The following is a 12,226-nucleotide window of genomic DNA, read 5'->3' as shown; positions in this document are numbered from 1 at the left end:
CAAAAAATGCAGAGCGACGTCAGATTAAGTGGTGTTTACGATTTAAGCGGGATGGGGAATGTGGGAGCTTTGCACGTTTTCATACGGTAGAAAAAAATGACCCCGGCCGAAGCCGGGGTGCGCGAATTATGCGCCAACACCAGGGAAAACATGCACCTGCATTTAGATCTCAGGGTTTGTAAACTCGCAAGTGCGGATATTCGTGTCTTAACTAACTGTCTTAACGACATACAGCTTACAACAGCAACTAAAGCTTAACTACTTTACATCTTCATCAAGCAACAAAATAGCAAATGTGGAAATCTTTGTTACAAGAATCATTAAAATGTGTGATGTAGATTAGTGTTTGTCAATTAAAAAATCAATTAGTTGATGTAATGAAATGGAGGAAAAGATGATGAAACGAGTCGGCATTGTCCTTAGTGGCTGTGGTGTTTATGACGGTTCCGAAATTCACGAAGCCGTATTGACGTTACTTGCGCTGGATCGCGCAGGTGCGCAAGCGGTTTGCTTTGCGCCAGATAAACCGCAATTACAGGTGGTTAATCACCTGACAGGTGACGTAACTGATGAGAATCGCAACGTTTTAGCAGAATCAGCACGGATCGCCAGAGGAAAAATCCAGCCGCTATCTACAGCCAATGCACAAGAGCTAGATGCGCTGATTGTGCCCGGTGGTTTTGGCGCCGCGAAGAACTTAAGTGACTTTGCCACGCAGGGATCGGCCTGTCAGATTGATGAAACGCTGCAATTGCTCACACAGGAAATTTATAAGCAAAATAAACCAATTGGTTTTATTTGCATCTCGCCCGCGTTGCTGCCGACGATCTTGGGGATACCCGTTCGCGTAACCATTGGTAACGATATTGATACCGCTGAAGCCGTCGAAGAGATGGGGGGTATCCACGTCGTTTGCCCGGTCGATGATATCGTGGTGGATGAGGAACATAAAATCGTGACGACACCGGCCTATATGCTGGCTAACTCCATCAGCGAAGCGGCACAAGGCATTGATAAGCTCGTCGCTCGTGTACTGGATCTCACCGAATGAGGTGGAACCGAGGGCGTGGAGGCTTACTCACGTGGCTGAAGCGCCTGATCGTTCGGAGCGTGTTGGTGGTCATCGGAGCGTGGCTGGCTGGTATCCTGTTGTTTTCTTTCCTGCCCGTGCCGTTCTCAGCGGTGATGGTCGATAGACAGATCAGCGCCTGGCTGAAAGGCGAGTTTTCCTATGTTGCCCATTCGGACTGGGTGGCGATGGACGATATCGCACCGGAAATGGCGCTGGCGGTGATGGCGGCGGAAGATCAAAAATTTCCTCAGCATTGGGGTTTCGATGTTGATGCGATTGGTCAGGCATTGAAACACAACGAACGTAATACACAGCGGGTTCGCGGTGCGTCTACGCTGTCGCAACAGATGGTGAAGAACCTGTTCCTGTGGGATGGGCGTAGCTGGGTGCGTAAGGGGCTTGAGGCGGGTATTACTACCGGCGTTGAGCTGGTCTGGACAAAACGACGCATTCTCACCGTGTATCTGAATATCGCCGAATTTGGCCCTGGGATTTTTGGTGTGGAGGCAGCGGCCAGACGTTATTTCAACAAACCCGCAAGCAAACTGACGGCAAGCGAATCCGCTTTACTGGCGGCGGTGCTGCCAAACCCTATCCGCTTTCGTGCGAGTGCGCCCTCCAGCTACGTGATTCAACGTCAGCAGTGGATTTTACGCCAGATGCGACAGATGGGCGGTGATGCGTTTTTGCGAGATAACAACCTGAATTAAGGTACTTTGTTCGTTAGTATACCGAGAAATTTTTGCGTTAACGGTCGTGTTTTCGACATCAGGAGAAAGTATGCGGTTACGTTATTGGTCAGGTTTACTGGTTGTACTGTGTTGTATGGCCTCTGTTGTCCGTGCGGATGCGGAGCCTAAAGCGTCATCCCCCGATAATCCCTACGCCTTCTTGCAACTGCCCCAGTTATCCGCAGTAAAGCAGCAGCTACAGCAGAAAACGGAAAAGCCGCAGACGCGAATGGCGTACGAGCAGCTTATTTTGGAAGCCGATCGTGCGTTGAAAATTGCTAACCCTAGCGTGACGGAAAAGAAATCCACGCCACCCAGCGGTTCAAAGCATGATTATTTGAGCCTCAGCGCCTACTGGTGGCCCGATCCCAACAAAGCTGATGGTTTGCCTTGGATTCGTCGTGATGGGCAGGTAAACCCTGCTAGCAAGGATGAAGAGACCGATGGCGTCCGTCTGGCGAAATTCACCGCCCAAACTCAGTCATTGACGCTGGCATGGTATTTCTCTGGCAAACAGGCTTATGCCGATAAGGCCATGTCGATGATCCGTACCTGGTTTATCGACCCTGCAACGCGCATGAACCCTAATCTCGACTTTGCGCAGGGCGTGCCGGGCATTGCACCGGGCAGGGGCTCGGGCGTATTGGACGGACGTTATTTTTCCACCCGTATCGTCGATTCGTTGATGATATTGCGTCAGGCTCCAGGCTGGACGACGCAGGACGAGCAGCAGATGCAGAAATGGATGAGTGATTATCTGCACTGGCTACAAACCAGCAAACTGGGGAAGAAAGAGGCAACGGCTCAGAACAACCACGGTAGCTGGTATACCGTACAGGTGGCGGGCATCGCCTGGTATCTGGGGAAAATCGACCTTGTGAAATCCATGGCGCAATTGCAGAAGGAAAAATTGGACCACCAACTGCAACCGGATGGCTCTCAACCAGAAGAGCTGGCGCGTACCCGCTCTTTCCATTACAGCTACTTCAATCTTCAGGCGATAACGGATATGGCTATTTTGGCTTCCCGTGTCGGGGAGAATATCTGGCAGTACCAAACGCCGAAAGGAAGCAGTGTGACAAAGGCGCTGGATTTTATGGCACCGTATCTGGATGAAAATAAAGCGTGGCCGCGCAAGACGATGGACAGGCAAAGCAGCCGTCTTATTCCGCTGTTATTGCAGGCGGAGCGTGGTTTAAAAACGCCGCGTTACCAGACGCAAATCAAGCAGGCGGGCTTTGCTGAATTGCTTACTGGTGAGGCTGGCACGCGCGATAAAGAACCGAGTCACATCAGCACGGAAACCCGCCGCGCACTCTGGTTGCTTAATCCTGCTACGCCTTAATTCTGTGGCATGCTGATTCCATCGGGTAAAGATACGCTCCCTGAACAGAGATAAAAAGAGCAGAAATGAAAAACCGCTGATGAAGACATCAGCGGTTTTTGTTTTTAAAGCATCAACAACGTAAAGAGATAAGCGCGTTATTGCAGGTAGGTAAAGGCCGTCGTTACGTGCTTCACGCCGCCAACTTTACTGGCGATTTCTGCGGCGGAAGTGCCTTCACGCTGTGTCACCAAACCTAACAGGAAGACTTCGCTGTTTTCCGTGGTGACTTTTACGTTAGAGGATTTGACCGTGTCGCTTGCCAGAATCTGTGAGCGAACTTTGGTGGTGATCCAGGTATCCATGGAGGCGGTTCCCATTGACACCGGAGTGCCCTGGCGTATTTCGTTGTAGACTTCGACCGCACCTTCCACGCCGAGGGCAATTTGCTTAGCCCGGCTTGCCATTTCGGTGCTTGGCGCCTGCCCTGTTAACAATACTTTCCCTTGATAAGCCGTCGCAATGATACGGGCATCTTTTTTCAACTGCTCGTCTTTGCTGATTGCATTCGTCACGCGGACTTCCAGTGTGCCATCGTCAACCTGCGTCCCTACAGTACGCGGGTCAGTGGCCGTTTTGGTTGCCACGGCACTGCCAACAGCAACAACCCCGACACAGCCTTGTAGCAGCAGGGCGATAGACAGCACGGCAAATGCAGAACTTATCCTCATGTAGTGCTCCTTCAATCGTTCTGGTGTGGAAAAAGTGTGTTATCAATCAAATCGCACAGGCAATTTACTGTCAGCATGTGCATTTCCTGAATACGGGCGCTGCGGTGTGACGGGATGCGGATTTCCACATCCTGCGGCCCGAGCAACCCGGCCAGTTCTCCGCCATCGTAGCCGGTCAGGGCGACAATCGTCATGTCGCGGGTAACGGCAGACTCTACGGCTTTAACAATATCGCGGCTGTTGCCACGAGTTGAAATTGCCAGTAGTACGTCGCCTGCCTGACCTAACGCTCTGACTTGTTTGGCATAGACTTCTTCATGCAAGCGGTCATTGGCTATCGCAGTTAAGACCACATTATCCGCATTAAGTGCGATTGCCGGTAAGCTGGGGCGTTCGGCTTCAAAGCGATTAATCATGCTGGCGGCAAAATGCTGCGAATTCGCTGCCGATGTTCCGTTACCGCAGCACAGAATCTTGTTGCCGTTCAGCAGAGACTGCACCATCGCGATTGCGCCACGTGAAATGGCATCAGGCAAGGCTTCTGCCGCTGCAATCTGCGTTTGAATACTCTCGGTAAAACAAACCTTTATTCTATCCAGCACGTTGAATTAACCTACGTAAATTGAAGTCCATCAAGGATGGGATACCCCTGAGTGGTAAATGTATTATCCCTGTGCAGCAAAAGCATTGGGGATCCAGTTGAACTGCTCGCCCGTAATGGCCAGCACGTCAAAACGGCAATCCACCGTGTCAAAGCTAGCGCCTCGTTGCGCCAACCACACGGCGGCGGCATGCAGTAACCGCTGCTGTTTGCGTCGGGTTATGCTGGCTGCTGCATCACCAAAATGCGCGTTGCGCCGATAGCGTACTTCGACAAACACCCAGATATGGCGATCGCGCATGATCAAATCCAGTTCACCGCCGCGTAACGTAACATTCGCGGCGGTGAAGGTTAGTCCCGCACGTTCAAGATAGCGTCGAGCCTGTTGTTCGTAAACTGCACCAGTCGCTCGCTGATTCAGAGAACAGGTACCAACTGACCCTGACGGTATTGCTGCCAGGTTAACTGCCGGTTGATGGTGCAATCCGGCCCTGAGCTTAACATTCCTGTTGCGCCAGGAATTTGGTGGCCCGGAATCTGACGCATTTCACCAAAGTGGCTGGCGAGCGTCCAGGCATCCATCCCCATGGCATACAGGCGGACTAACGAATAATCGTTTTTAAACTGGCTGCTGACCTGCTGCATCAGTGCTGGGTTCGCGCCTGCGAGCAGCGGGATATCGCTGAACTGTAAACCTTCCATTTCGAGGCGGAAGTCAGGCCCTAATCCAGCCTGGAAGCTACGTGAGCTGGCATAAAGCGACGGACGTGCGCGTGAGGTGGTGCGCATGTCGATCATCGGCTTAATCAGTGCCAGTTCGTCTGGTGTTGCAATGATATAGACCGCATCGATATTGCCACTCACGGACGTACTGGACGTAGGTTGAACCTGAGAGGGAATCGTCAGGCCGCCGATGGTGGTGCCCGGCTGTGCCTGCTGCTGTGATACGTTAACAGGTTGGCCGCTCAGGCTTAGACCCGCGCCGCTATTGATAGCCTGTTTTAACTCTGCCGTATTGCCAAAGCGCTGTTGCAGAGAGCTGGTACCGCTTTGCTGGTTCCAGGCCTGAGCAAATGCATTGACGATGCGGTCGCCCAACGCACCGCGAGGGGCTAAGACCAGCGGCTGCTGCTTACCCTGCTGGTGGATAAATTTAGCGGCGTCTCTGGCTTCATCTTCTGGAGACAGGGCGAAATAGCAGATGTTAGGGCTATTTTCGACGCGTTCTGGCTGGTTCAGTGCCAAAATATTCAGCGGTGACTGGCTGTTCGCCAATTGATCCACTTCATTTTTCAGCAGCGGACCGATCACCAGCGATGCACCATCTTGCTGTGCCTGTGTGAGAATATTGGCCAGCGGTTGTGAAGAAGTGTCATACACTTTTACCGGAAGCGAACTGGACAGCCCAGCATTTGTAGCCTGCGCTTCAGGCGCTGGTGTCGTTGATGCCACTGCTTGATCGCTGTATGGCGCAGGGGATTGTGCGTTTTGTCCATCCGATGATGGCGTGACCTGCCCGTTTTGCGAGGTGTCTGCTGCTGGTGCGGCAGGCACAGATACAGGCGCGGTGGCTATCTGGCCATTCTTTGCCGCGTTAAAACCTTGCTGGATAGCATTGGCGAAAACCTGTGCCTGACCGTTAAGCGGCAACAGCAGTGCAATGCTATTTACAGACGATGGCTGATAATTGATGACCTGATTTAGCTGTGTAGGCAGCGTTTTCGCGGCAGGATGATGCGGATAACGGGTTTGCCAGTCTTGAATCGCGCTCTGTAACTGATCGGGAGATTCGCGGTTGTTCTGGTAGTTGTTCAGCAAATCCACCCAGCCCTGGAGAACGTTTTCATTCGCGTTAATCAGCAACGCCCCAGAATCCTGCGGTGACATTTGCGTCAATGCCAGCCAGGTCTGATCGAGGTTCATCTGATGTTCGTCGCCTTTCAGCAGCGGCTCCTGAGCGATATAGGCTCGCAGCAGCTCAATGGAAGGACGCCCTTGCGCTGTTTTGATTTGCGTCTGGTAGTAACGCTGCTTTTGCTGATCGGAAAGTGTACCTAAATCAAGCTGGCTCAGCGCGGCTTTAGCCGCATCCATATTGTTTTGGGCAACGGACAGTTCCGCACTGAGTAACTGCTGCTCTTGCTTTTGCGCCGCGCTCAGTTTTTCTGGCAGGGTGCTGAACTGTTGGCTTGCCTGAGGGGCTTTCCCTTCCTGTAGTAGGGAACGAATAGCAAGTAATTGCCAGTCAGCCTTGTTATTATCGCTACTTTGCTGCATCTGTTGCAGATAATAATCGGATGATGCGTCGGCTTTGCCCTGAACCTCGGGTGGCGGGCTCTGCGGTGCCTGACTTGGACAGCCTGCGAGAAACAGTGCCGCTAACAAAACAGGGATAGCACGCCCTGCCTGGGTACGGACGAAATGAAAGGGAAGCATACTGTATCCAGTGATTTTTTTTAAAGATGCTCAATATTAAATCGGCAACCCGGATGAAACAATGAATCAAGACCAACAAGCAGATATTTCTGCATCTACCCTCTACATTGTCCCCACGCCAATCGGCAATCTGGGCGACATCACGCAGCGTGCGCTGGCGGTATTGGCGAGCGTTGATCTGATCGCCGCAGAGGATACCCGCCATACCGGTCTGCTGTTACAACATTTTGCGATTAATGCGCGACTGTTCGCATTACACGACCACAATGAACAACAAAAAGCGGATGTGTTACTGGCTAAATTGCAATCAGGGCAAAGCATCGCGCTGGTTTCAGATGCGGGAACGCCGCTGATTAACGACCCCGGTTACCACTTGGTTCGGCGCTGCCGAGAAGCGGGTATTCGCGTGGTACCGCTGCCGGGCGCTTGTGCAGCGATAACGGCGCTCTCCGCGTCCGGTCTGGCATCTGACCGTTTTTGCTATGAAGGTTTTCTTCCAGCCAAAACCAAAGGCCGTAAAGATAAGCTGCGTGAGCTAGGGGAAGAACCCCGTACGCTGATTTTCTACGAATCCACACATCGTCTTTTGGACAGCTTGCAGGATATCAGCGAGGTGCTGGGGGCTGAGCGCTATGTGGTACTCGCGCGTGAAATCACCAAAACCTGGGAGTCGATTTATGGCGCACCTGTGGGCGAATTACTTGCCTGGGTGAAAGAAGATGAGAATCGTCGCAAAGGGGAAATGGTGCTGATTGTGGAAGGGCATAAGGTTGATGAGAGTGTCTTGTCTTCCGAAGCTCTGCGCACGTTAGCGCTATTGCGTGCCGAACTGCCACTGAAGAAAGCGGCTGCCCTGGCGGCAGAAATTCATGGTGTGAAGAAAAATGCGCTTTACCGCTATGGGCTGGAGCAAGAAGGCGATAGTGGTGAATCGGGGGATGACAAGTAGGGTAATTTACCCTATTATCCGCGCCGGAGTTGACCAGACAGTCGCCGCTTCACTGCCGTCCCTTTCGGGGGAGACAGGTGGAGGGGAGGAAAGTCCGGGCTCCATAGGGCAGGGTGCCAGGTAACGCCTGGGAGGCGCAAGCCTACGACTAGTGCAACAGAGAGCAAACCGCCGATGGCCCACGCAAGTGGGATCAGGTAAGGGTGAAAGGGTGCGGTAAGAGCGCACCGCGCGACTGGCAACAGTTCGTGGCACGGTAAACTCCACCCGGAGCAAGGCCAAATAGGGGTTCACATGGTACGGCCCGTACTGAACCCGGGTAGGCTGCTTGAGCCAGTGAGTGATTGCTGGCCTAGATGAATGACTGTCCACGACAGAACCCGGCTTAACGGTCAACTCCCTTCATCATAAAACCCCGCTTCGGCGGGGTTTTACTTTATGGGGGCAGGTAAGATGAATGACTGTCCACGACGCTTTTTATGAAAGAAAGCGGCTTAACGGTTAACTCCCTTCATCATAAAAACCCCGCTTCGGCGGGGTTTTGCTTTATGGGGCAGGTAAGATGAATGACTGCCCACGACGTTTTTTATGAAAGAAAGCGGTTTAACGCGCAATAGGAAATGATGGCTGGAAAATACTATAATGAGCACTTTTAAAAGTGCTATTATTAGTGTGTTTAAGTGGTCTTTAACTAACCTGATTGAGTGATGGAAATTATGGCTTTCAACATCCTAACTAATACAGCAGCCAGTATCACTGAGTTGAAACGTGACCCAATGGGGACGGTGCGGTCTGCTGAAGGTGAAACTATCGCTATACTGAACCGCAATGAGCCTGCGTTCTATTGCGTGCCTCCTGCCGTATTCGCTTACTTGATGGAACTCGCTGAAGATGCAGAATTGGGGCATACCGTTGATGAGCGGATGTCAGAGATAGCGGATGCGAAAGAGATTTCGCTCGATGACCTATAAGTTAAAATTTGTGCCTTCTGCAATGAAGGAATGGAAAAAGTTAGGGCATCCCGTTCGGGAACAATTCAAGAAGAAGTTGGCCGAGCGTCTGGATAATCCTCGAGTTCCTTCTGCTCAGCTTCATGGCCGCAAAGATCAGTATAAAATTAAACTTAAGTCTGCTGGCTACAGACTGGTGTATTTAGTTCAGGATGACACCATTACAGTAATGGTTATGGGGGTTGGGAAGCGTGAAGGAAATCAGATTTATTCTGATACTAAGGGGCGGTCTACTTAATTCTGTCTTTTACGCGTCATGCTTCTGCAGCGGTGATTTTTTCTTACAGCGTTATTCCTTTCAAATTAATTGATGTTCTCCATCACATAACTCTGACTTTTTCTGTGTCATAAAGCGCGTAGAGTAAGGCCATCACGTGCTGCGGCACGTTCGCTGACATCTTTCAGAGGATATGACTATGAACAACACTTCCCGGATGCCTGCACTGTTCCTCGGCCACGGTAGCCCGATGAACGTGTTGGAAAGCAATGCTTATACTCAGGCATGGCAAACGCTAGGCGAGACGCTGCCGCGTCCGAAGGCCATTATTGCGGTTTCTGCCCACTGGTATACCCGTGGCACGGCTGTGACGGCGATGGAGAAACCACGCACAATCCATGATTTTGGCGGTTTCCCACAGGCGCTGTTTGATACTCAATATCCAGCACCCGGTTCGCCTGAGTTAGCAGCGAGAATCCAGCAGGTACTGGCTCCGTATCCCGTTACTGCCGATCAAACCCAATGGGGTTTGGATCATGGTTCCTGGGGCGTGCTGATAAAGATGTACCCAAATGCGGATATTCCCGTTGTGCAGTTGAGCGTGGACGGCACGCAGCCTGCTGCGTATCACTACGAACTAGGGCGCAAACTGGCTGCACTGCGTGATGAAGGCTTCATGATTGTGGCCAGTGGTAACGTCGTGCATAACCTTCGGATGGTGAAATGGGATGGCGATGCAGAGCCGTATCCATGGGCCGTCTCATTCAATCAATTTGTGCGTGATAATCTGGCTTATCAGGGAGACGATCATCCGCTGGTTAATTTTATGCAGCATGATGGTGCCGCGCTGTCCAACCCAACGCCCGATCACTATTTCCCGCTGCTTTATGTGTTGGGAAGCTGGGACGGCAAAGAAGCGATCAGTATTCCCGTCGATGGGCTAGAAATGGGATCGTTGAGTATGCTGTCGGTACAGGTGGGCGGCTAAGCGCTTATGTGAAAAAGGCACGGTGAAAACCGTGCCTTGTTGCTTTCAAACTGTTGTCTTAATCCAGAATGGTGTGCGGATAGAAGCGCGAGAGATCCTGAGTGATCAGGGCGCGATCTTCACGTACGCCGATACCGCAGGGCTGATCGTTCACCAGCCAGCTACCAATCAGCGTGTAGCTGTCACCGAATTTCGGCAATTGATGGTATTGCTGGACGATCATGCCTTCTTCGCCGTAAGGGCCATCAGCTGACGCAATCTCTTTTCCGTTTTCCACGATCTGGATGTTCGCCCCTTCACGTGAAAACAGCGGCTTGATGACGTAGCTGTCCAGTTTGGGGTGTTCATCTTCCGCAAAGTAGGCAGGAAGCAGATTGGGGTGATTCGGGAACATTTCCCACAGCATCGGCAGCAGCGCTTTATTGGAAATGATACTTTTCCAGGCTGGCTCCAGCCAACGCACGCCTGCATCTTCCAGCTTGGTGGAAAACACTTCACGCAGCATGAATTCCCACGGATACAGCTTGAACAGGTTACTAATTACCTGATTTTCAGGATCGGTAAACTGGCCTTTCTCACCTAGGCCGATTTCCTCGATGTACAGAAATTCGCTCGGCAGACCTGCTTCCAGCGCGCAATCCTGAAGATATTGCACCGTACCGCGATCTTCTTCCGTATCCTGACAGCAGGCGAAATGCAGCAAGCCAAAGCCATGATTGAGCTTCAACTCTTCAAAACGTTCGATCAGCTTTTCCTGAATGCTGTTGTACTGATCAGTATTCTGCGGCAGATTCCCTGCGTTGATTTGATCTTCCAGCCACAGCCATTGGAAAAAAGCGGCTTCGTACAGTGATGTCGGCGTATCCGCATTGTTCTCCAGCAGCTTGGCTGGGGATTTGCCGTCATACGCCAGATCGAGACGCGAATACAGCGAAGGCTGATTGGTGCGCCATGAATGTCTGACGAATTCCCAGGTGTGTTTGGGAATACGGAATTTGGCGAGCAGCGCGTCACTGCTGATGACTTTTTCCACCACTTGCAGACACATCTGGTGCAGTTCTGCTGTGGTTTCCTCTAGTTCTTCGATTTGAGCCAGTGTGAACTGGTAGTAAGCCTCTTCGCTCCAGTAGGGTTCGCCATACATGGTATGGAAACGAAAACCAAATTCGGTGGCTTTTTCCTGCCAGTCAGGACGCGCTGTAATATCTATCCGCTTCATTCGATACGTCCTCAGCCGCCCATGCTACGGGAAGAGCTGGAATTCGAGCTGGCGCTGCTGCGTTGCATGCTGTTTTGCTTCGCGACGGTTTCACCAAAGCCACCACGCGTGATGGTTGAGGTTGTCGCAGGCTTCGGTGCCAGAGCGGTTTTAGGCACAGTCATCGTGCGGCCTGTCGCCGCGTTGCCGTAGTTTTTACCGGCTGCATCAACGAATTGGCCATTGGCCGGGCTGGCTGGCGTTTTTGGACTGAATAGCGGCTGCTGTGCGAAACCGGCACCGCCACCCATCATTCGACCCATCATGTAACCGGCCATCAGTGGCATCCAGGACATACCACCGCTTTGTTGCGGTTCTGCTGCCATACCAGCCTGTGCAGGTGCGGGAGTTTGGGTACATTGTGCTTCGCCAAATTCTGCCACACAGTCTTCTTTCGTTGCGTATTTCGGTGCCGTTTTTTCCGCTTCTTTTAACGCATTATTGTACGCGGTGGTGCATTGGGCAGCCATTGACGGGTTGGCTGATGAACAGTCATCCGCATTCTGGTAGAGGGAGACGGTTTCATCGGTTTGTTCGCAGCCCGCTAGGAAAAATACGGCGCTGACGGCCAAAGCAACAGGCGCCAAACGGTGCGTTCGCCATTCCTTGCGGAACGTTTCCTGATTAATATTTTTTGTGCGTTTCATCGTGTTTATCCCAGAGCAAAGCATCACGGCCAATAACAAATAAGTGTGCCTAAGAATAGGGGAACGTTGCTTGAATTTAAAGCGCCAATAGGTGTAACGGAGGGGGTCTTTACGTTGCTATACATTAAAATCCTACCCCATTAGGGCTATTCCATTTGCCATTTTGAACCTGGGCAGTGCTCTAAATCCTCACGTACTACGTGTACGCTCCGGTTTCTGCGCGCTGTCCGTGTCCAAACTGGCTGCACCAATCACGCCTACT

Annotated in this window: 13 protein-coding genes and 1 other RNA gene; 8 read left to right on the top strand and 6 right to left on the bottom strand. The window is 51.8% G+C overall.

All coding sequences use genetic code 11. The features are described from left to right. Positions 1–397 precede the first annotated feature (397 nt). From elbB to A0G03_RS05270, 3 genes are all read left to right on the top strand, one after another. Positions 398–1,051 carry an isoprenoid biosynthesis glyoxalase ElbB gene (gene elbB, locus A0G03_RS05280; RefSeq protein WP_048258379.1) on the top strand — a complete coding sequence of 218 codons (654 nt, stop codon included), beginning with the start codon at positions 398–400 and terminating at the stop codon, positions 1,049–1,051. Then, the gene (gene mtgA, locus A0G03_RS05275; RefSeq protein WP_048258380.1) at positions 1,048–1,782 is read left to right on the top strand and encodes a monofunctional biosynthetic peptidoglycan transglycosylase; all 735 of its coding nucleotides are present in this window, start codon (positions 1,048–1,050) and stop codon (positions 1,780–1,782) included. The genes elbB and mtgA overlap by 4 nt, the downstream gene beginning before the upstream one ends. A 70-nt stretch (positions 1,783–1,852) precedes the next feature. Further along, positions 1,853–3,148 carry an alginate lyase family protein gene (locus A0G03_RS05270; RefSeq protein WP_048258381.1) on the top strand — a complete coding sequence of 432 codons (1,296 nt, stop codon included), beginning with the start codon at positions 1,853–1,855 and terminating at the stop codon, positions 3,146–3,148. Positions 3,149–3,285: 137 nt separating this feature from the next. On the opposite strand, the gene dolP is transcribed toward A0G03_RS05270, so the two are convergent. The 4 genes from dolP to A0G03_RS05250 all read right to left on the bottom strand — a co-directional run bounded on the left by dolP (position 3,286) and on the right by A0G03_RS05250 (position 6,895). Beyond that, positions 3,286–3,858: a division/outer membrane stress-associated lipid-binding lipoprotein gene (dolP, locus tag A0G03_RS05265; RefSeq protein ID WP_048258382.1), complete on the bottom strand. Its 573-nt coding sequence runs from the start codon at positions 3,856–3,858 to the stop codon at positions 3,286–3,288. Between the two features lie 11 nt (positions 3,859–3,869). Next, entirely contained in the window at positions 3,870–4,460 is a 591-nt protein-coding gene (gene diaA, locus A0G03_RS05260) for a DnaA initiator-associating protein DiaA (protein ID WP_005975525.1), read from the bottom strand. Between the two features lie 63 nt (positions 4,461–4,523). Next, the gene (locus A0G03_RS05255; RefSeq protein WP_189315187.1) at positions 4,524–4,880 is read right to left on the bottom strand and encodes a YraN family protein; all 357 of its coding nucleotides are present in this window, start codon (positions 4,878–4,880) and stop codon (positions 4,524–4,526) included. After that, entirely contained in the window at positions 4,877–6,895 is a 2,019-nt protein-coding gene (locus A0G03_RS05250; protein WP_048258383.1) for a penicillin-binding protein activator, read from the bottom strand. The genes A0G03_RS05255 and A0G03_RS05250 overlap by 4 nt, the downstream gene beginning before the upstream one ends. 61 nt (positions 6,896–6,956) lie before the next feature. Here A0G03_RS05250 and rsmI point away from each other — a divergent pair, with 61 nt between their 5' ends. The 5 genes from rsmI to ygiD all read left to right on the top strand — a co-directional run bounded on the left by rsmI (position 6,957) and on the right by ygiD (position 10,059). Beyond that, the gene (rsmI, locus tag A0G03_RS05245) at positions 6,957–7,844 is read left to right on the top strand and encodes a 16S rRNA (cytidine(1402)-2'-O)-methyltransferase (RefSeq protein WP_048258384.1); all 888 of its coding nucleotides are present in this window, start codon (positions 6,957–6,959) and stop codon (positions 7,842–7,844) included. A 25-nt stretch (positions 7,845–7,869) separates the two neighbouring features. After that, positions 7,870–8,248: RNase P RNA component class A (gene rnpB, locus A0G03_RS05240), an RNA gene on the top strand. A 312-nt stretch (positions 8,249–8,560) separates the two neighbouring features. Continuing rightward, the gene (locus tag A0G03_RS05235; protein ID WP_048258553.1) at positions 8,561–8,815 is read left to right on the top strand and encodes a type II toxin-antitoxin system Phd/YefM family antitoxin; all 255 of its coding nucleotides are present in this window, start codon (positions 8,561–8,563) and stop codon (positions 8,813–8,815) included. Beyond that, entirely contained in the window at positions 8,805–9,092 is a 288-nt protein-coding gene (locus A0G03_RS05230) for a type II toxin-antitoxin system RelE family toxin (protein WP_011091956.1), read from the top strand. The genes A0G03_RS05235 and A0G03_RS05230 overlap by 11 nt, the downstream gene beginning before the upstream one ends. A gap of 178 nt (positions 9,093–9,270) precedes the next feature. Then, positions 9,271–10,059, top strand: coding sequence for a 4,5-DOPA-extradiol-dioxygenase (gene ygiD, locus A0G03_RS05225; protein ID WP_048258385.1), 789 nt, complete (start codon positions 9,271–9,273; stop codon positions 10,057–10,059). A gap of 58 nt (positions 10,060–10,117) precedes the next feature. Here ygiD and A0G03_RS05220 read toward each other — a convergent pair whose 3' ends face one another. Together A0G03_RS05220 and A0G03_RS05215 are read right to left on the bottom strand one after the other, a co-directional pair. Further along, entirely contained in the window at positions 10,118–11,278 is a 1,161-nt protein-coding gene (locus A0G03_RS05220) for a glutathionylspermidine synthase family protein (RefSeq protein WP_048258386.1), read from the bottom strand. Between the two features lie 11 nt (positions 11,279–11,289). Next, positions 11,290–11,964: a DUF1190 family protein gene (locus A0G03_RS05215; protein WP_011091959.1), complete on the bottom strand. Its 675-nt coding sequence runs from the start codon at positions 11,962–11,964 to the stop codon at positions 11,290–11,292. Positions 11,965–12,226: the final 262 nt, after the last annotated feature.

Origin of the sequence: Pectobacterium peruviense (assembly GCF_002847345.1) — a bacterium.
In the GTDB taxonomy this organism is placed as follows: domain Bacteria; phylum Pseudomonadota; class Gammaproteobacteria; order Enterobacterales; family Enterobacteriaceae; genus Pectobacterium; species Pectobacterium peruviense.
This window is presented reverse-complemented; position numbering and strand designations above follow the sequence as displayed.